We start from the raw sequence: 18,732 nt of genomic DNA, 5'->3' as shown, positions 1-18,732 counted from the left end.
CCAGGTGAGGGTGTCGAGGTGGCAGACGAGGCACCACCCGCAGGGCAGAACCTGGTCCAGCCGGGCGTCCCCGACATGACGCGCGACCGCGGCCGGAGAAGGTGGCGTGACGGCCTGGCCTGTGACCTCCGAGAACAGCAGTGCCATACCGATGACCATGAGCAAGAGAGAGCGCGCCTTCCGTGGGACATGACGACTGGCGTCGCCGGCCGGTCAGCCGGCCGGTGGCGGTGGTCGGGGTGCCGGTTGTTTCTGGTCGCGGACTGGCGAGACCGCCGTTGTGACTCGACCGGGCCGTCTATCGGTGGCAGGTGTGTTGGAGGCGGCAGGCGGTTTCGTCGGCGATGCGGCGGTGTAGGTCGGCGAGTTGCTGGTCGGTCATGCGGTTGAGGTCCCTGTCGTTCGGGGCGGATGACGGGGTGGGGTGGCCCTCGCCTGGGCGTGGGGTGCTGTTGGGTGCGTAGTGGAGGCCGGGGCCGTTGCCGTGGGTGTTGGCAGTGCTGCCGCAGCGCAGGATGCTGCCGTCGGTGTGGTGGAGGCAGGTGGGTGTGTCGCCGGTGAGGGTGCCAACACCGGTGGCGCGGTAGAGGATGGTCTGTCCGGTGCCGAGGGTGGCGGTCCACCGGTCACGGCCGGTGGGGATGATTTCGTAGACGGTGATGGTGTGCCAGTTGGGGAGGTCCTGGTAGTCGGCGCGGATCCGGTCGGCGATGGCGGTGGGTGACACCCAGGTGGGGTCGAGGCGGTGCACGGTCAGCGGCGCCAGCCTGAGGCCGGAATGTCGGGCGGGGACGGTGGTGATGGCGGAGATGGCGGTGGCGGATCCGCGTGCGGTCATCGGGGTGACGTAGGTCGGCCGGCCGTCGGTGGTGAGGGTGTATTCGGCGGTGTTGGCGGAGTTGACGTCGTCGTCGGGCAGTTCCCAGCCGGCGCGGCGGAACAACCAGTCGGTGAAGGATCCGGTGGCGGTGGTGGCGTCGCGTTGCTGCGCGGCGAGGCTCAACGGATACGACGGGCCGGGCACTCCGGTGGTGTCGGTGGTGATGGTCAGCTCGCCGGTCTTCCCGTCATAGAGGGCGACCCCGGCGGGTTTCTCGGTGACGACCAGGATCCCGCTCTGCCGTTTGAGGGGCACGACCACGATGGGCCGGTCGTGGTCGCAGTAGGCGTAGATGTCGTCGGCGGTGAAGCGCACCCACCGCTGGTGGGTGGAGATCTGGCGGCCGAGGTTGTGGCCGAACAGGCCGCCGGCACGGGCGTCGGCCCGGTGGTGGTCGAACTCGCACCGCCCTGCCGGGCCCTGCCCGTCGCCGGTGGCGGGGGTGGTGAGGACGGTGGCGTAGCCGGCGAGCATGCCCCGCCGGGTGACCAGGGTGGCATGGCGGCCCTGGTCGGGCAGGTGGGCGTCGCTGACGATGTCACCCCCGTCCGGTAGGGCGGATCGGGCCTGTGCCTGGGCGACCTGGAACGGGGTCCGGCCGGCGAGGTCCGGAACCGGGGTGGTGGTGACGGTCAGGGTGCCGGCCAATGTCCGGTCCTGCTGGTACTGGGTGTGGGTGATCCACCCGACCGCCACGATGGCGCCGATCAGGCAGCCGGCGAGGCCGAGGCCGATCATCGGTCGGTTGTCGTACTCGTCGAGGCGGGCGCCGAGGCTCCCGAGGCCGGCGGCGATGGCCAAGCCGACCGCGACGGCGAGCGCGACCGGGAGGATGGGGCGGAGTTCCCAGACGGCGATGGTCGTGTAGTAGGGGGCCAGCCCGTAGCAGCCGGCGGCGAGCAGGACCGGGCCGCCGAGCAGGAGCGCGGGCTTGAGGATGCGGTTCACGACGTGGGCTCCGTTACCGGCTCAGTAGTGGTGTGGAAGTTCAGGTGGGGTGCGGGGGGTCTACGCAGGAGGTAGCGAATGGTGGAGGCCCTGACCGGGGGGATGAGGCCGACCGTGTGCCAGCGGGTATCGGCGGGGTCGGCCTGATAGCCGTGATCGCCGAGGCTGGCGGCAATGCCGGGCAAGTGCGCGGCGCCCCACACCATGACCACGTCGGTGTCGGTGGCGATGGCGGTGGTGACGGCGGTCGTGGACCGGGCGTCGAGCAACACCCGGTCCAGCGCCTCTTTCCGCGGGTCAGGATGGGGGCGGCGGCCGTGGGGATCGTTCCCGTGTGCGACGGCTCGCGCGATGTGGCGCAGGCCGAGGGCGAGCAGCGCGTGGAAACGGCAGTGCTGCCAGGGCTGGGTGTCGGGCCAGCCGAGGCGTTCCCGGCTGGTGGTGAGGTGGGCGCGCATGGTGTCGTGGCCGACGGCGCGGATGATGTCGAGGTCGGCCATGTCGACGGTGCGCCAGGTGGGACGGTGCAGGACGGGGTGTTGGGAGACCCAGCCGAGCATGCTCATGCGCAGGGCCTCCAGTTCACGGCTGGCCGCGAGGTCGTCGAGGACGGCCCGCTCCTCGGCGGTCGGGGTGCCGGCGGGGGTGAGGTGCTGGGAGCCTTCGTGCTGCACCTGCCAGCCGTCGTGCTCGTAGGCGGTGATGTCGTCCAGGAGCACCTGGTAGTAGCCGGGCTCCCCGAAGTGAAAGGTCGAGACCACCAGCAGCCGGTGCCCGGTGTCCGGGTTCCTGAACGCGGTGACGGGGGTCTGGAGAGCGAGAGGGCGGCGGCGGCCGGTGGGGGGTCGCACGCGAATGTGGGGCAGGGTCATGGTCCTCAACTCGGTAAACAGTCGGGCTCGGTGTTAGGAAGGCCGACCCCAGCCGGCACCGGCCGGGGCGGGGCGAACGACCTGGTCGTGTCCGGCGGGTTTCCGCGCCGAACGCACCCCGCCGTGTGGGTTTATGGCGGCGGGTGGGACCGGCGGCCGTGTGTGAACAGCTCGTACTGGAACAGCGAGGTGGGCGTCGTGGTGAGGGTTTCCTGGTGTGCCAGGAGGGCGCCGGTGGTGTGGTCGAACGTCAGCGTGGTGGTGGAGGCCCCGGCGGTGAGGCTGACCGCGGTCCCGGGTCGGCCGGTGATGTCTGCGGCGTCGGGGTCGTGGCGCAGGGTCGGGATGGTCGCGAGGACCCGTAGGAGGGTGGCCCGCTGGTGGTGGTCGAGGTAGTGGGCGCGGTTGATGCTGACCGCCGCGGTCAGCAGCACGGTCGGTCCGGCCTCCGGTGGTGCGGTGGCGCGTATCCGGTCGGACAGGGTGGCCGGGTCGGTCGGGATCGGTTCGGGCAGTGCGGGTGGCAGTTGTCCGGGCATGTGCTTCTGGCGGGTGGGTGTGGTCTGGTCGAAGATGGTCAGCTCGGTGGGGTCGGGTAGGCCGGTGAGCAGGGGTCGGTCGGGGGCGCGTCGGTCGATGGTGAGGCCGGAGCCGTCGGGGTGTCGCCAGCGTTGGGTTTCGGTGCGGGCGAGGACGGTGGTGGCTCGGGCCCACTGCCAGGTGTGCAGGTAGGAGTAGGGGCCGGGGTGGGTGTCGTCGGGCGTGGCCGTGAGCCGGTCGGCCAGTCGGAGTAGCGGGTGGTCGCTGGCCTTGGTGGCCGGTGTGGTGGCGACGGCCGACGGGGTGGGTGCGCCGGAGTGGTGCGGCCTGGTCGACTCGGGCCCGGCAGGCGTCGAACAGGCGGTGGCGGCGGTGAGGATGACGGCACCGGCTGTGCAGCCGGCGACGGCTCGGCCGAGACGGGGCGGCCGACGCGGGGCTGCCGGTCGGAGGACAGTGGGGTTCATGACAGGGGCCTCGCTCATCGGTGGCAGGTGTGGTGGAGGCGGCAGGCGGTTTCGTCGGCGAGGCGGCGGCCGGTCGGCCGCACGGGGACGTGGGGCAGGGTCATGGTCCTCAGCTCGGTGAACGGTCGGTGTGTGAAGGGCCCACCCGGCCGGTGACGGCAGGGCCGAGGCGACCTGGTCGGTGCCGGACGGTGGGGCTGGGTTTCAGCCGGCCGGCGCCGGGTGGGCAGGTAGGGGGCGGGCGGTGCGGCGCAGCGGCCACAGCGCGGGCCCTGCGGGTAGGTGGAGGGGCAGGTCGGGGTGGTATCCGCACGCGGTGAGGTGGTCCCGCAGGCCGGTGGTGGTGACGACCGTGTCGACCGGCAGCCCCTCCTGGTCGGCACGCTGGTGGCGGTGGTCGAGCAACTGTCGGGCGGCGCCGATTCCGCGCAGGCTGGGGTGGATCCACAGGTAGGTGAGCCAGTGGTGGGGTGCGGCGGACCGGTAGCTGTCGACCGTGGTCTGGAGTTGCGCGTAGCGGACGGGGGCGCGTCCGGTGTCGGGGCCGAAGTGGTGCCGTGGGGGCGGGACGGTGTCGGGGTGGGTGTGGTGGTGCCACACGGCGACGCCGGTGACGTCGTCGAGCACGTCCACGTCCCCGTTCTCGACGGCGTGGGTGATGTCGGCGGTGAGCAGGGGATGGAGGTGGTGGTAGCGGTCGCGGGGTGTGGCATCCGTGGGGAGGAGCCATCGGGTGAGGGGGTCGTGGACGGCGGCGGCGGTGAGCATCGCCGCGATCACAGCCACATCACCGGGCAGGGCTGTGCGGAAGTGGTGGACTACGGGCACGGTCATCGGATGGGGTCCTCACTGAAGCAGTCGACAGGCGGGAAGACGGTGCTCGGGAACGCGGCGGGCAGCCCGGCCGGCCCGGGACGCCACATGCGCCAGACGGCGGGGCCGTCGGGCAGGGTCAGGGGCGGGCAGGTGTGGTAGCCGAGCCGCTGGTAGAAGCCACGCCGGGGGCTGGTGGTCGCCACGTAGGCGGCCACACCCTGCGCGTCCAGACGCCGGTGGTGGTGGTCCAGGAGAGCGGTGCCGAGGCCACGGCCCTGCCGGACGGGACGGACGGCGAGGTGGGCGAGGTGGTGGTGCGGCGTGTCGGGGTGACCGACCTCGAACAGCGCCTCCATCAGCGCGAACAACGGCCCGTACCGGCCGGTGGCCTCCGCGAGCGACGCCTGATGCGTGGGGGCGGGTGGGGGTGGCGGGCGCAGGCGGGGGTACCAGACCGCCACCGCGCTGCGGTCGGCGACCGTGTCGACGTGCCCGTGCTTTAGGCCGTGGGCCAGGACGGCGGTGAAGTAGCGGTGGTAGATGGTGGGGCGGTCGGTCGGGTCGGGGATCAGCCAGCCGGCGACCGCACTGTCGTGGAACGCCTCCGCGAGAACGTCCGCGAGGGCGTCGACGTCGTCGGGTGTGGCCTGGCGGATGGTCACCCGGGCAGTGATGGTCATCGGAGGGTGCCCGGCACGGGTTCACCCAGCGGCGACACACTAGTGGTAACCAGGGCTGCGAGGGCAGCGAACAACTCGTGCACCGGCGGCTGCACATCCTCGACCACCTCCCGCAGGTACACGCGGGCACGCAGTGAAGCCCCGGCCAGGAGCGCGGTGTCGAGATGCGTGTGCAGAACCAGCCCGGCCAGGATCCGGTCACTGTCACCCAACGGAGCGCGGTCCCGTAGCTGCTGGGACAACCGCACCCACGGCCACGCCGCATCAAACCGGTCAACGGGCCGGTAGCCGGACGGCCTCCCCCGCCGCCACCACCGACGGGCCGGATAGGCAGTCAGCAGCCCGGTCTGGCACATCCGGTACGCGACCTGACTGTGCGCCGACTCGGCGACGAACGCCAGCCACACCCGCGTCGACTCCGGCTTCACGGCCGCGATGCGGTCCAGCAGCACACCCTGCACCATGTCCGCCGGCCGGTGGCGGTCGCGCACCTGAACCTGCCCCTGGTCGAACGTGATCCGCCCGCTGACGTGCAACTCGGCGAGCAGCGCGGCGGCCAGCCCGTACGCCGCCACCGGACGGGGCAGCCGCGGCTGACCGGTGTCGTCGTGAGCGAGGAGGTGGAACTCGTCGGCGAACCGGTGCCCGTCACCACCCCGCGCCTGGAGACACCCGGGTGCGGTAGTGGGCGGGGCGTGGCGGGGCACGTGCGAGCGGGCGGCGGAGCGAGTGGTCACCGCAGCGGACCTTCCTGAATCGAAACGGACTCGTCAGAGGGGATGCCGAGCTGGTGGAGCAGGAGACGGCCACCCGGGTGGTCGGCCAGTTGACGGACCGCCCAGGTCTGCTGCGGGCAGGGGCCGTCGGCCGGGCAGGCGGGGCAGACGCCGCCGTCGGCGTGGGCGCGGACGGTGCGGGACGCGGCGGTGAAACGGTCGGTCGGGTGACCGCTCTCCTCCAGGCGCGTCATGACCCACCCACTGCGGGAGGGGCCGGTAGTGCTGCCGGGTCGAGGTCCACGACCACCGGCAGGTGGTCACTGGCGGCACGGCTGACCGGGGTGTCGACCACCGTCATCCCCGACACCGCCCGCAGCACCGGCTTCGTCGCGTGCACCATGTCGATCCGGCGAGCGATACCCCGCACGCTGTACGGACACGACGGCCAGTGCCCCGTCGTCGCCTGCCACGGACGGCGGGCATGCGCGGCCACGTCGTACAGGCCACCGGCCTCCCACACCGCCGCCGGCCGCCGATCCGCCCGGTGACTGGTCCCCGGATGGGTCGGCTCATGGCACTGATGCACCAGATCCGGCCACCACGGATGACCGGTGTACGGGTCAGGATCGTAGAAATCACCGTTCACCCGGGCCGCGCCGACCGCGTTGAAGTCCGACCCGACCAGCACCGGCCCCGCCGGTGCGGTCACGGCCGCCAGGGCGGTCTCGGCCTGGTCCAGACGACGATGCCGACCGAACGCCGGAGCGTGATACGACGCGAACGTCACCGGACGGCCCGCCACGAGGAAACCGAGGCGGACCAGGGAGCCGTAGCCGACACCCCGCCACCCACCATGGTGGTGCACGGCGGGGCTGTAGGTACGGAACGTCTCCGGCAACGGAGTGAGACCGGGACGCCACAACAACGCCACATGCAGGGTGTGATCGCCCACCGCGACCGCGTGGACCGCCCGGCCGCCGGACTCCTGCACGGTCGCGGTCAAACCGGTTCGCTCCCCCACCTCGGCCACCAGCCGGCCGGCACGACCGGGCGGGCACTTCAGCTCCTGCACCGCGAGCACGTCGGGTTTGATCGCGCGGATGGTCTGGATGACCTGCCGCTGCCGCTCACCCTCCCGCGCGCTCTCAGGAGCAAGGGTCAGGTCGAGCAGGTTGTAGGTCGCGAAACGCAATCTCATGGCACATGGCCTCCTGACGCGAATGGTCGGCCTGACTACACCTGCGTGATCCGGCCTCGGCAGCACCGCTTGCTCCTGTTGCTGTCTGTTGAAACCATTCGCTGGGGTCGTCGGCGTCTATTCGGTCGCTTTTCCTTGCCAGCTTTGTTCTCAGGCCAGTAGACCCACGCCGACGCATGTCGGAAACCTTCGACGCGAATCTCCGACGCGGACCCGCCCGCCTCCAACTAAGCAGGGCCGGGCCGCGCGACCGGGTGTCGTCGTCTCGCGGGAACAATGACCACCGAACCCCGGTCACGTCTCAAGTTATATGGACGGGGGTGGGCGAAGAGGCAACCGCGTCCCGCAGATCAGCGGGACGGAGTTCCGAGTGCGGGGGCGAAGCGGGCAGCAATCAATGCCGTCGGGCATCGGTTTTGGCTGGGGTGGAGGATGTTGGACAGCTTCGACGTGGAGATTCGACATGCGATCCGCGTTTGAGAGGTGGTTGCCGAGTCGCGTTCCAGTCGACGTCAACGACTTTGGCATCGATAGATCAGAAACCTGGTCGCACGTTGACGGTGACCACCGGCAGTGTGCGGCGCTCGCTCACGGCCCGTGTCGAAACTCGGTGTCGAGGGTGTTCGACATGCGTCAGTGACCGATTAGCTGGACGGGAAGTCCGGCGAGGCGGGCCAGACGATGGCAACGCTCCGGGAATCGGGCGGGCGCTTGGAGGGGTCATGAGTAAGCGTCTGGTCGTCGATACCCGTGCCAGTTCCTGTTACTTCCGTACCTCGGTCGACGACGGCCAGCGCAAGGCGCTGGTGCAGATTACCGAGCGGTGCAACCTGCACTGCGCGCACTGTTTCGTTTCCTCGACGCGGATCGGCGTGGACATCACGCTCGATGACATGGTCGAGGTGGTTCTGCCCAGGCTGCGGGCCGCTCGGGTGACCCGGTTGACTCTCACCGGTGGGGAACCTTTCGCGCACCCACACCTGGTGGAGATCTGCGCCGCATCGGCGCGGCTGGACCTACCGGTGAAGATCTGCACGAATGCCACTCTCACCAGCGACGAGCAGATCACCGCCCTCGCCGAGCTGGGCAACGTTCGGGTCAACGTCAGCTTCGACGGGTTCCGCCCCGCCTCGCACGGCCGCTTCCGCGGCAGCCGCGACTCCTTTGAGGTCACCCGCGCGACAACGCGCAGATTCGCCGATGCCGGGTTGCTGCACGGAATCCTGTCCACGCCCAACGTGCTCACCAGGCCGCAGGAGTTCACCGAGCTGGCCGCGTTCGCCGCCGAACTGGGCGCGCAGTATCTCTTGATGAACCCGCTGTCGAGCTTCGGCCGAGGCGTGAAGTCCCACGGCCGGCTCGCCCCCCCCCCGGAGCAGACGATGCGGGCGATCACCGCCGCCACCGCGCCGCTGGCCGACGACGTCGAGCTGGTGCCGATCCGGTTTCCGAACGACGACCGGCCGCTGGCTGGCTGTGACGCCGGCACCCTCATCTACGTCTTCGCCAACGGCGACACCGCCGTCTGCCCCTACCTGGTCTTCGCCGCCAGGACACCGCAGTCCCGACATGCCGACCGCGAGTTCCTGGTCGGCAACATCCTCGAAGCCGAGGTCGCCGATGCCCTCGACCGGTACCAACTCCACGACCGCTACCCGGTCGGGGCCAACCCGACGTGCGGCGCGTGCGGCTTGAACAGGTCGTGCGGCAAGGGCTGCCCGGCCGCCGTTGTCGCCGCCGGCGAGCGGATCGGCGCGCCGGACGCCGAGCAGTGCCCACCCGAGGCCGCCCGGCTGCCGCTGATCCCGATCCCACAGGTCAAGGCCTGACCCGCCGTGTTCGTCGTGATCGAGGGGCCCAACGGCGTCGGCAAGACCACCGTCGCGGGTCTGCTGACCAAGCGGTTACGTCACCGCGCCGGTCAGCCCGTACACCTGACGAGCGAGCCGACCCGGACCCGCCTGGGTGAGCTGCTGCGCGAGGCCGAAGGAGTCATCCACGGGCGAGCCTTCGCGCTCGCGATCGCCGCCGACCGCACCATGCACGTCGAGGACGAGATCATCCCCGCGCTCGACGCCGGCATGATCGTGGTCAGCGACCGATACGTGCAGTCGTCGCTGGTGCTGCAGCGGGTCGACGCGGTCGACGTGCACGAAATCTGGAGCTACAACCGGTACGTCCTGCAGCCCGCGATCTCGATCTACCTGGTCGACGACCCGCAGGTCATCGCCGCCCGGCTCGCCGAGCGGCCCCGCCTGAGCCGGCTGGAAGCCACCGCCACCCCCGAGCGCGAGTTGCAGTTCTACACACAGGCGTTCAACTTCCTCGGGCGCCAGTCGTGGCACCAGGAGCGGATCGACTGCCAGGACCGGAACCCGGACGAGGTCGTCTCCGCCATCCTCGACACGCTGGACCCGCTGCTCGCCCCACGCCCAGTGGCCTGACAGGCTCGCCCCGTGCTGTCGATCCTGACCCTCAACATCCAGGCCACCTCCCGGCAGCGCGCCGAACCGCTGCTGCGGTGGCTCGCCGCCCGCCCGGAGCAGATCCTCCTGCTGACCGAGACCAGCGGCGGCGACGGCAGCACCTACCTGCTCGACCAGTTCCGACACGCCGGATACCAGATACTGCGCACGCCCCTGCCGGGTGACCGCGGCGCGGCGATGATCAGCCGTGTCCCGGTCACCGCCCGGCCGGACATCACCGCCGGGCTGAGCATCCCCGGCCGGGCCGTCGCCGCCACCACCCACACCGAGCCGCAGGTCACCGTCCTCGGCGTCTACGTGCCCTCCAGCGACCGCGCTAACGACAAGGTCGAGCGCAAGCGCGCCTTCGTGGACTCCCTCGTCACCGTGATCGGCGCCCTGCCGGTCGGCGAGCGGGCGCACCTGGTGCTCGGCGGCGACTACAACGTCATCTCGCGCGATCACCAACCGCCCTACCCCGGGGTGTGGCTGCCGTTCGAGTACGCCCTGTTCGACGCGCTGAACGCCGCCGGGCTCACCGACGCCCACCAACACCTGGCCCCTGGCGTCCAGCAGCACAGTTGGTTCGGCCGGGCCGGCAACGGCTACCGCTACGACTACCTTCACGTCGGCACCGGGCTGCTTGACCAGCTTCGCGCCGGTGAATACCTGCAGGAGCCCCGCGAGCGGCGCCTCAGCGACCACGCCGCGGTCACCCTCGGTCTGGAGTTGCTGGTCGACACCCTCGACGTGCGGCCCGTGCCGGGGTCGGTCGAACCGGCGACGCTGTTGTAAAGTCCCGACCGGGCAGCGCGGATTAGCGAGTCGTAGGTGTCGAAGGTGCGCCTCAGCGACAGGCCCAGCCCTGCAGCGAACCGATCGAGCTCGGCCTGGATCCGCTCTCCCGGCTCGTCGGGCGCGACGATCCGTTCGATCTCCAGGAACGCGCCAATGTCGTCAACCTCGTCCACGCACAGCGACATCGACCCGAGCGTGGACGTGCGCCGGGTCTTGCGGATCCGCACCGTCGGGTAGAAGCCCATCTGTTGAAGAGCGGCGTGCATCTGGTCCCGGTCGGCCACCTCGGTCTCGTGCTCGACACACGACAGTTCGTTAGCCACCGGCGTCTTGACCGTCAACAGGTGTCGCCCTCGCTCGGTCCGCAGACGGGCAAACGGCTGACCGATCTTCGACTGGCCGTACTCCCAGCCGACCCGCGCGTACGCCTGGTCATCCTGCGCGACCGGCGCCGACAGCACCACACCACGCGCCGCCAGGGCGGCTACCAGGACCCCAGAATCGGTAACCCGGTACTTGACCTCCACCTCGGAAGCAGTCACCACGGTCGCTGGCTGATGGATGTCGACACGCGTCACATTGTCCCAGCCTACGGCCCGCCCCCACAGCACGGCGCCGCGCCGCGCCAAGCCCACGCCGGCAGGGTCGGCGCCTGCCCGCGCTCACGACGTCGGCACCCCCGACGGAGCACGGTCGCTAGGCGTCGGGCTTGAGAGAGCGCATGAGGGCATGGAGTCGGGGTGCGTCAGGGGCTGGTTGCACGTCAGCAACCTGCTGCCAGCCCCACCGGCCATAGATCTGACGGGCTGGTGCAGTGGGTTCGGCCAGCAGGATGGCATAGTGTTCGGGCCGCCGGTCCAGCAGCGCGGCGAGAAGAGCACGGCCAAGTCCCCGGCCCCGTCGAGCCGGGTGGACGACCAGTTCGATCACGGCGAACTTTGCTGAAGCGACCAGCTCGGCTGGCGGTTGCGGCGTGCTGGTGCCAGCCCACCAACTTCCCTCCCTGAACGGCAGGCCAAAGGCGAAGCCCACCAGGACGCGATCGGCGTCCGCGGTGATGAGCGAGAACCCGGGGCTCTGCACTTGGCGGTTCGTGCGTTGCAGGAAGCGGTGCCGCGTGAACAATGGGCCGCCGTCGTAGGGAGGTTCCGCGTACACCATCTCGTAAAGGTCGGCGATGGCAGTGATGGTCGAGCCGGCGTCAAGTCCTTCGTGACGGCGTAGATGGATGCCGTCGAAGCCGGTCATGCGACGTCCGGTGAGGCAGAAGCGGTCAGGATCTCGCGAAGCCCGGCGACCGATGACCGACGCCGTTGCTGTTCGGGAACCGCGTCGAGTACCACGTGTCCGAGGCGGACGACGAGCGCGGTCCGGCGTGACTGCGGCAAGGCAGTGATGGCCTGCTCCGCGTGGCTCGCGCCGTCGTCAAGGTGGCCGTCCCTGATCAGGCACATCGCCGTGTGCAGGTGAACCTGGGCGCGAGCAGCCGGGGCCCAGCCCGGCATGAGGGCCAGGGCCTGCTGTTGCGCCCGCAGCGCACCCTTAGTCTGTCCGAGGTGGCTGTAGACGTAGCTGAGGGCGTGCCACAGACGCCGCTGCGGCCACTGGTAGATGCTTCCGGTATCTGCGGTGACACCACCGGTCAGCTTGCCGAACACGTCGGTCAGCGTGTTCGTGTAGATCTGTGCACGGGTTGCGTCGCCCACCAAAGCACAGGCTTGCGCACTCGCACAGAGCGCCTCAGCGGTGCCCGGATAGGCTCGCCCGCCACTGATGGCCAACGCCTCGTCTGCGCGCTTGACCGCGATCGTGCGTGACGAGCTTGGGTCGTAGAGGGCATGGACGGCGGCCTGGCCACGCACCCACACCCGGATAGCCGGATCCCCGCAGGTGTCAGCAGCCGTACGACAGGTACGCCACCACCTGCGCGCCGTCTGGAACTGGCCGGTCTTCGCCAACGACATGGCCATGACCGCCGCGAGCTGAGCCCCGACACGGGACAGATCCGCCCGACGGCTGCCACGGCTACCCGCGAGCGTCTGCTGAAGATCTGCCAGGTCACCGGCCAGATGCAGCATGAGTGACGCTGGCGGCAACGTGTAATACGCGCGCCCGTACTCCTCGCCGACCTCCTCCCACTCCGCCACGTCGACATCTCCCGCCTCCTGTCCAGACATCGACGAGGCAAGCCCGGTCCGGATCACGTCCAGGGCCGACCCACTCACCCCCGCAGCAAGGGCGGTGATCGCCTGCTGAAGAAGAACACGACGCAGCATGTCGCCCTCCATCCCATCGCTGTCGCCGCCCGTTCCACCGAACGAACGTCTAGCGGTATCACCAGCCTGGGACGCCTTGTCGCCGCCGCGCAAGCCACCAACGCGCACCTCCTGGATCGCAGCTTCGACGACAGCCTCAGGCCGGACGGCCGGAAAACCCGCCGCATGCGGAGCCGGGACAGACACGGCCGACGGATCCGCGGAGGTCACAGAACCGACGTCGCCCATCGGCGGCAACCGCCCGCGGTCCCGGGACCACTCGGGCGACCCGACCGTGGCGATCATCTCGGAGTCGAGTACCGCCGCCCATCGGGCCCGACGCGCCGCCTCGGCCTGCTCCTGCCGATGCTGTGCCTCCACCGACCGGTAGTCGTCGTAGCCCGCGATCAACTCGCCGCCCGCGTGCAGAAGCGATTCACACTGTGCCCAGAAGACCCGGTCCACCACCTGCCGCCCGCACTCCACGTTCGCAACAGTGCTGCGTGTGCTGTGCACCTGCCGGGCCACATCGTGCTGCGTCAACCCGCGCGCCCGGCGCCATCTGGCCAACGTCTGCCCCAGCGCCCGCTTCATATCCCTGAGCCGCTGCGGATCCACAAGCAACCCCTTCATCGCCGTCCATGCAAGCGGACCGATCGAACCTCGAACAGTGAAAACTATGCAGACCGTCACCGCAAGAATTGCTTCTCTCGGTTCAGTAGGTGTCACTGTGCCAAACTCCAACGGAGTGCCGCCGGCATCAGGTCAACAGAGCTCAGAGCGTGCATCCACGACCAACTCGCCGGAGGCCATGTGGTGATCGGGATGCGGCTAGCCTCGATCATTCGCGGGGTTAACGTGTTAGTGCAGCCCGCCAGATTAATCCGTGCAGGTCGATGTGGTCGTGGGCGGGTCTCCTGGTTCCTTCCGCGCTCGCGGCTCGGATCGCTACATCCAGATCCAGGGCGGGCCGTTTCGTATACCCGGTGGGGCCGGCGCGGTGACGTGCCGAACAACTTCGCGTATACGTAGGCGTAGTCGTCGCTCTCGTCAGGGCCGAGGCCGGGGCTCTTCGGGCAGTGAGCAGTGCCGTGGGGCGCCGCGGCTTCGGTGGAACGCCCACTCGGTGGTCCAGGCCGCGAGATCGTGAACCCACCCCAGGTTGCTCTCGCGGGACTTGGTCGACCACTTCGAGGCGCTTCTGGTGGCGAAGTCGTCCAGGACCTCGCGGTCGATTGCCGTCCAGGCGGGGAACTGCGCCAGCCACTCCTCGGCCTGGCTCGCGGTGTGGCCGCTGCCGATGAGCCACTGCACAAGCAGCGCCAACTCGACCCACGGGGCCGACCTGGTGGCCCACGCCCAGTCGACAATGCGCAGGCCACGTGTCGTCACGATCAGGTTGGCGGGGTTGAGGTCGGAGTGCACGAGCATCCCGCCCTCCATCGCCGGATGAGCGAAACCGAGCCGGTTCGCCGGCGTGAACCAGCGGCCGTCGGGGGCAGGCGTTTCCTGAAGGCCCTTCAGCGCCGAGGCCAGCAGGTCCAGATCGGCGCTGCCGGGCGACAGGTCGGGGTGGGAGCCGTCCAGGTGCTCGACTCCCACCACCAACCAGCCGCCGCACTCGAAGTGCCACAGCACCTCAGGCGGATACCCGTTGATCGCGCTGGTTGCCGCCAGCTCGAAGCGAAGCGACCGGACACCCAGGTCACCCGAAGCCGCCTTGACGAAGACCCTGCCCGCCGAGCCGGTGACGGCCGACGCGATCTCCGCATGGTTACCGTTCGAAGCCGGGTCCACGTCAACGATGCCACCGACTCGCTCGGCGATCCGCGCCGTCACGGACTCGGGCAGGGCGGTCCAGTCACGTCGCACGGGTTACCTCCGTCAGTTGCCCGGGTTGGGCGGGCAGCAGGACTCCGCCTCGCCGGCCCAGAACTCCATGTCCACCCGGTAGCCGGTCTGATGGAGCGCCGCCAGTGTGAACGCGACGGCGGTCCCGTCCATCATCCCCTCGGTGAGGATGGGGATGTGGTGCACGAAGCCCTCGGCGATCTGCTCGCACGCGGCGGCGTACGGCACGGTGTGCTGCAACACGGAGTGCCACACCGCGTCGACCGGGAGGGTCGGCACGACCCGGCCGATCGAGCCGTCCGGCAGCGGCATCCCGAACTCCGGGTTGTCGACGTTCTCGGCGTGCGCCTTCAGGAACACGCAGAACTGCTCGACGGCCCGCTCCGCGTAGGTCCGGGTGACGTGCTGGTCGGCGGCGAAGTAGTCGACCAGCTGGCCGAACGTCTCGGGGTCGACGAGTGTCCGGGGGTCGGCGGCGGCGGTCCTGGTCGACTGGTCTGCGGTGATAGTCACGACTTCTCCTTCAGCCTGTGCGGTCAGCGGCGCTGGTTAGCGCCGGATGCGGAGGTAAGGGGTCTCCGCGTCCGTGCCTCTCCTTCGGTGAAGCGATCATGAAACTGATGTGCGGGATGATCTGGACGGCGGGCCCCTCACCCTCGGCATGCCCCCTCACCCTCGGTCCCTGGCCTGTGCCGGCGCGCAGCTCACCGACCATGACCACGCTCGCTGCGGACATCCCCACTCAACGCCAGCCGGCATGATGTCGAACATCCTCGACACTGAATTTCGACACAGAACCGCCCCATCAGCCCACACCCGCCACTCGGACAGCTCCGGGTGCCTCGCGTTGTCACTACCGCTGTACGCCGCTTCTCCCGAGGGTTGTCGCGGCGGCGACGCCGTCGGGGACTGCGTGGGAGAACGGACGCTGGAGGGCCAGCCGCGCGGCGAGGGTGCCGAGGAAGGTGTCACCCGCTCCGCTGGTGTTGATCGCGTTGGCGTGTTGTGCGGGCATGAGTGCGGAGTCGTCAACGCGGCTGCAGGCGGCACCGCGCGGGCCAGACCCTCCGACCAGCTGAGTGAAAGCGACCTGCCCCTGCTCCCCTACCCTGCCCTGCCAGAGGTAGCAACCGGCCACGGTGATGACCCGGCCCCCGAAACGGATGGGACCTTGCGCGGGTCTGGAGAGGACGCCACGCTCACCGCGATGCCCAACCAGTCAGAGGCACACTACGACCACACCCGCCTGTCCCCCGTCGAGCGTGGCGAACCCACCACCTGACAGCACCACGAACTCAAAAGCGGCACGACAAGCCGGAACGGTTCCAACACCGCGTGCAGAGCGGCGGACGGTGGCGAGGGGTCGGCGGTCAACGGCCTGACCGGTCGCCTTCGGTCCCGGCATCCCTGTCCGAGCCAGCCGCTATCCCTGTCCGGCTCTGAGCAGCGAGTCGTAGGTCTCGGTTACCCGCTCCACCGGCACACCCAACGAACACACCCGCCCGTGCAGGCGCTCCTGGGTCGCCTCACCCGACCCGCCCACTGCGACCAACGCCTCCACCTCCACGAACACGCCCAGGCCGTCCACCACGTCGACGCACACCGTCGCGTCGTCCCACGACCCCACCCGCCGGGACTTCACGATCCGCACCGTCGGCACGAACCCCATCACCAACAACGCCCCGTGCATCTGCCCACGATCGGCCACCACCGTCTCGTGCTCCACACACACCAACTCGTTCGACACCGGCCGCTTCACCGTGAACCAATGCCGACCCCCCTGCGTCCGCAACCGCCCGAACGGCACACCCCGCTTCGACATCCCGTACCGCCACCCCACCGGAGCGAACGCCTGATCATCCTGAACAACCGGCGCCGACAACACCACACCCCGCGCCCGCAAAGCGGCCAGCAACGCGTCCTCGTCAAACACCCGGTACTTGACCTCAATCTCCTGCGTCACCCGCACCTCGACCACGCCGGCAGCCTAACCACGAGAACGACGCCGCCCCGGCCACGCCACGCACACCGTTCACGCCCGCCCCCGGCGGACTGGCGGAAAAACATAAGGGCCGGCGAGCCCAGGCCCGGCGGGAGAGCACGACGGATACTCTGAGCTTGTGCACGCCCCCCGGCTCGGCCCGCGGGTGGCGCTCTCCGGACCGCGAAACCGCCGTCGCTCGTGGATACCGTCGCAGCCGTCCTGTTGGTCTATCTCACCGCGCATTCGCCGCTCGACCCGCCGGGCCCGGCGTTCGAGGGTCCGCCCTGGATCGTATGGTCGACCGCTGCCCTTTTCGGCGTTCCGGTCGGAATCAGTAGACGGGCCTACCCGATAGATCCTCAGAACTGGCGAATTACACGATCTACGTTCCAACACGAGGCGCGAGGTCGTGCCCTTCAGTGCACGCCGCATTCCACATCAGGAAGGATCATCGTGGTAACTACCGCCGCCGCTGAGTCGGCACATGCCGACGCCCTCCGTCAGGTGCTGGTCGAGGAGCTCCTGGCCGCAGGATCGATCACCGCCCCGGAGGTGGCGGCGGCCTTCCGCGCCGTTCCTCGGCACCTGTTCGCGCCCGAGGTGCCGCTGGAGCAGGCGTACGCGAACGACGTCGTCCGGACGAAGCACGACGAGCACGGGGTCACGATCAGTTCGGTGTCCGCGCCGTGGTTGCAGGCGGTCATGCTGGAGCAGGCGCGGATCACACCGGGGATGCGGTGCCTGGAGATTGGTTCCGGTGGCTACAACGCGGCCCTGATGGCGGAGCTGGTCGGACCGGGTGGTGAGGTCACGACGGTGGACATCGACGCCGACGTGACCGACCGGGCCCGCCGGTTCCTGGACACCGCGGGTTACGGACGCGTCAACGTGGTCCTCGCCGATGCCGAGGGCGGGGTACCGCAGCACGCGCCGTACGACCGGATCATCGTCACGGTGGGGGTCTGGGACGTACCGCCGGCCTGGTGGGACCAGCTCTCGGACGACGGCCGGATCGTCGTGCCGTTGCGGATGCGAGGGCTGAGCCGCTCGCTGGCGCTGATCCGGGAGGGTGACCACCTCGTCAGCGTGGATCACGAGATGGCCGGCTTCGTCGCGGTGCAGGGCGCCGGGGCACACGCCGAGCGGCTGGTGACGTTGCACGGTGAGGAGGTCGGCCTCCGCTTCGATGACGACCAGCAGGTCGACGTCGAGGCCCTGCGTACGGCACTGCGCCAGCCCCGGGTGGAGAAGTGGTCCGGAGTCCGGTTCGGCGGGATGGAGCCGTTCGACGGGCTGTTCCTGTGGCTCGCGACCAGCCTGGACCGGTTCTGCCTGCTCAGCCGGGCCCGCACCGAGACGGCCCGCGAGCTGGTCGACCCGGCCTCACCGATCGCCACTCCCGCGCTGCTCGGTGACGGCGGGTTCGGGTACGTCGCCTTCCGGGAGGTCGACCCGCAGGAGCAGACCTACGAGTTCGGCGCCTACGGCCACGGGCCCGATGCGGACGGGCTCACCGACCGGCTGGTCGAGCAGATCCGGGTGTGGGATCGCGAGCACCACCACGGCCCGGGCGCCCGCATCAGCATCCACCCCGGGTCGCTGCCCGCCGCCGAGCACCCCGCAACCCGGCTCATCCCGAAACGGCACACCACCGTCAAGATCTCCTGGCGCCCCTGATCTCCGAATCCTCGACGGGGAAGGCTGGGGACACGTACCCGCCGGATACGACGCCGCGATGCTTTACAGCTACAGCCTGCTCACACTTGAGACCGCTGACGAGGTCCAACGGGAACTGGCCCACCTACTCGCCACCCCTGCAGGCCGCCAAGCTGAACGTCAGCATATACAGTCCGACACGTCACGCCACGCCACGCCACCAAGTCGACGAGGCCACGAACCTCCGACGCTCTGACCAGCACAGATGCACAACCGCCGGACCGCTGCAAAAATGACCTCGGCAGACGCTCCAAAAGGCGCTTTGACCTGCGACTTAAGGTTCGGGTCGCTCATCACCCCTGGAGGGATCGCAACAGGTCCTTGATCGGGATGTGGGCGAACATCTTGAGGTCGCTCATCACCCCTGGAGGGATCGCAACCCGGAAGCTGTCTCAACCATCCCCGCCCCGGCGTTGCGGTCGCTCATCACCCCTGGAGGGATCGCAACACCTGTGGGTGCTGGTGACGTACCCGGCCGGGGTGCGCGGGTCGCTCATCACCCCTGGAGGGATCGCAACCCGACCCGGCTCCGGCCGCCGCCGC

At 69.7% G+C, this 18,732-nt stretch carries 18 protein-coding genes and 1 pseudogene; 4 read left to right on the top strand and 15 right to left on the bottom strand.

Annotation, left to right across the window (positions count from 1 at the left end; genetic code table 11):
• Window positions 1-298: 298 nt before the first annotated feature.
• From AWW66_RS09890 to AWW66_RS09855, 8 genes are all read right to left on the bottom strand, one after another.
• On the bottom strand, window positions 299-1,828 hold the full coding sequence (locus AWW66_RS09890) for a hypothetical protein (RefSeq protein WP_083978364.1): 1,530 nt from the start codon (window positions 1,826-1,828) through the stop codon (window positions 299-301).
• Window positions 1,825-2,679: a hypothetical protein gene (locus tag AWW66_RS09885; protein WP_157527322.1), complete on the bottom strand. Its 855-nt coding sequence runs from the start codon at window positions 2,677-2,679 to the stop codon at window positions 1,825-1,827. The genes AWW66_RS09890 and AWW66_RS09885 overlap by 4 nt, the downstream gene beginning before the upstream one ends.
• Before the next feature lie 152 nt (window positions 2,680-2,831).
• Complete coding sequence (locus AWW66_RS09880) at window positions 2,832-3,707, bottom strand: CU044_5270 family protein (protein ID WP_067363104.1); 876 nt, start codon at window positions 3,705-3,707, stop codon at window positions 2,832-2,834.
• 204 nt (window positions 3,708-3,911) lie between these two features.
• On the bottom strand, window positions 3,912-4,541 hold the full coding sequence (locus AWW66_RS09875) for a GNAT family N-acetyltransferase (protein ID WP_157527320.1): 630 nt from the start codon (window positions 4,539-4,541) through the stop codon (window positions 3,912-3,914).
• Window positions 4,538-5,203: a GNAT family N-acetyltransferase gene (locus AWW66_RS09870; protein ID WP_067363099.1), complete on the bottom strand. Its 666-nt coding sequence runs from the start codon at window positions 5,201-5,203 to the stop codon at window positions 4,538-4,540. The genes AWW66_RS09875 and AWW66_RS09870 overlap by 4 nt, the downstream gene beginning before the upstream one ends.
• On the bottom strand, window positions 5,200-5,910 hold the full coding sequence (locus AWW66_RS09865) for a GOLPH3/VPS74 family protein (protein WP_281179581.1): 711 nt from the start codon (window positions 5,908-5,910) through the stop codon (window positions 5,200-5,202). The genes AWW66_RS09870 and AWW66_RS09865 overlap by 4 nt, the downstream gene beginning before the upstream one ends.
• Before the next feature lie 26 nt (window positions 5,911-5,936).
• Complete coding sequence (locus tag AWW66_RS09860) at window positions 5,937-6,173, bottom strand: hypothetical protein (RefSeq protein ID WP_067363093.1); 237 nt, start codon at window positions 6,171-6,173, stop codon at window positions 5,937-5,939.
• Window positions 6,170-7,186 (bottom strand): endonuclease/exonuclease/phosphatase family protein, encoded by a 1,017-nt coding sequence (locus tag AWW66_RS09855; protein ID WP_157527318.1) that lies wholly within the window; start codon window positions 7,184-7,186, stop codon window positions 6,170-6,172. Before AWW66_RS09855 ends, AWW66_RS09860 begins: the two co-directional genes overlap by 4 nt.
• 656 nt (window positions 7,187-7,842) lie before the next feature.
• On the opposite strand from AWW66_RS09855, the gene AWW66_RS35205 reads away from it, so the two are divergent.
• The 3 genes and pseudogenes from AWW66_RS35205 to AWW66_RS36215 form a co-directional block, all read left to right on the top strand.
• On the top strand, window positions 7,843-8,949 hold the full coding sequence (locus AWW66_RS35205; protein WP_067363088.1) for a radical SAM protein: 1,107 nt from the start codon (window positions 7,843-7,845) through the stop codon (window positions 8,947-8,949).
• A gap of 15 nt (window positions 8,950-8,964) precedes the next feature.
• Window positions 8,965-9,564 (top strand): dTMP kinase, encoded by a 600-nt coding sequence (gene tmk / locus AWW66_RS09845; protein WP_211271897.1) that lies wholly within the window; start codon window positions 8,965-8,967, stop codon window positions 9,562-9,564.
• A 12-nt stretch (window positions 9,565-9,576) separates the two neighbouring features.
• Window positions 9,577-10,044, top strand: a pseudogene (locus tag AWW66_RS36215) (endonuclease/exonuclease/phosphatase family protein); the annotation flags it as partial.
• A 164-nt stretch (window positions 10,045-10,208) separates the two neighbouring features.
• On the opposite strand, the gene AWW66_RS32580 reads toward AWW66_RS36215, so the two are convergent.
• The 7 genes from AWW66_RS32580 to AWW66_RS09810 all read right to left on the bottom strand — a co-directional run bounded on the left by AWW66_RS32580 (window position 10,209) and on the right by AWW66_RS09810 (window position 16,467).
• On the bottom strand, window positions 10,209-11,018 hold the full coding sequence (locus AWW66_RS32580) for a class IV adenylate cyclase (RefSeq protein WP_245648099.1): 810 nt from the start codon (window positions 11,016-11,018) through the stop codon (window positions 10,209-10,211).
• Window positions 11,019-11,079: 61 nt separating this feature from the next.
• A complete protein-coding gene (locus tag AWW66_RS09835) occupies window positions 11,080-11,631 on the bottom strand; it encodes a GNAT family N-acetyltransferase (RefSeq protein WP_083978362.1) in 552 nt (183 codons plus the stop codon).
• On the bottom strand, window positions 11,628-13,271 hold the full coding sequence (locus tag AWW66_RS34315; RefSeq protein ID WP_245648097.1) for a helix-turn-helix domain-containing protein: 1,644 nt from the start codon (window positions 13,269-13,271) through the stop codon (window positions 11,628-11,630). The genes AWW66_RS09835 and AWW66_RS34315 overlap by 4 nt, the downstream gene beginning before the upstream one ends.
• Before the next feature lie 417 nt (window positions 13,272-13,688).
• Complete coding sequence (locus AWW66_RS09825; RefSeq protein ID WP_067363079.1) at window positions 13,689-14,510, bottom strand: phosphotransferase; 822 nt, start codon at window positions 14,508-14,510, stop codon at window positions 13,689-13,691.
• A 12-nt stretch (window positions 14,511-14,522) separates the two neighbouring features.
• Complete coding sequence (locus AWW66_RS09820; protein ID WP_067363076.1) at window positions 14,523-15,002, bottom strand: glycine-rich domain-containing protein; 480 nt, start codon at window positions 15,000-15,002, stop codon at window positions 14,523-14,525.
• Window positions 15,003-15,342: 340 nt separating this feature from the next.
• Complete coding sequence (locus tag AWW66_RS35945; protein ID WP_281179580.1) at window positions 15,343-15,627, bottom strand: PfkB family carbohydrate kinase; 285 nt, start codon at window positions 15,625-15,627, stop codon at window positions 15,343-15,345.
• Between the two features lie 285 nt (window positions 15,628-15,912).
• Window positions 15,913-16,467, bottom strand: coding sequence for a class IV adenylate cyclase (locus tag AWW66_RS09810; protein ID WP_245648093.1), 555 nt, complete (start codon window positions 16,465-16,467; stop codon window positions 15,913-15,915).
• A gap of 459 nt (window positions 16,468-16,926) precedes the next feature.
• Between AWW66_RS09810 and fxlM the strand changes: the two genes are divergently transcribed.
• Complete coding sequence (gene fxlM / locus AWW66_RS09805) at window positions 16,927-18,150, top strand: methyltransferase, FxLD system (protein ID WP_067363073.1); 1,224 nt, start codon at window positions 16,927-16,929, stop codon at window positions 18,148-18,150.
• Window positions 18,151-18,732: the final 582 nt, after the last annotated feature.

It is taken from the genome of Micromonospora rosaria (assembly GCF_001567585.1).
In the GTDB taxonomy this organism is placed as follows: domain Bacteria; phylum Actinomycetota; class Actinomycetes; order Mycobacteriales; family Micromonosporaceae; genus Micromonospora; species Micromonospora rosaria.
Note: the sequence above shows the minus strand (reverse complement) of the source record. Positions and strands in the feature narration are given on the sequence as shown.

What these genes read in the sequence shown, in the direction of transcription:
- AWW66_RS09880 (WP_067363104.1), bottom strand. Translation starts at nt 3,707, where the DNA reads ATGAACCCCACTGTCCTCCGACCGGCAGCCCCGCGTCGGCCGCCCCGT.
- AWW66_RS09875 (WP_157527320.1), bottom strand. Translation starts at nt 4,541, where the DNA reads ATGACCGTGCCCGTAGTCCACCACTTCCGCACAGCCCTGCCCGGTGAT.
- AWW66_RS09870 (WP_067363099.1), bottom strand. Translation starts at nt 5,203, where the DNA reads ATGACCATCACTGCCCGGGTGACCATCCGCCAGGCCACACCCGACGAC.
- AWW66_RS09860 (WP_067363093.1), bottom strand. Translation starts at nt 6,173, where the DNA reads ATGACGCGCCTGGAGGAGAGCGGTCACCCGACCGACCGTTTCACCGCC.
- AWW66_RS35205 (WP_067363088.1), top strand. Translation starts at nt 7,843, where the DNA reads ATGAGTAAGCGTCTGGTCGTCGATACCCGTGCCAGTTCCTGTTACTTC.
- AWW66_RS09835 (WP_083978362.1), bottom strand. Translation starts at nt 11,631, where the DNA reads ATGACCGGCTTCGACGGCATCCATCTACGCCGTCACGAAGGACTTGAC.
- AWW66_RS34315 (WP_245648097.1), bottom strand. Translation starts at nt 13,271, where the DNA reads ATGAAGGGGTTGCTTGTGGATCCGCAGCGGCTCAGGGATATGAAGCGG.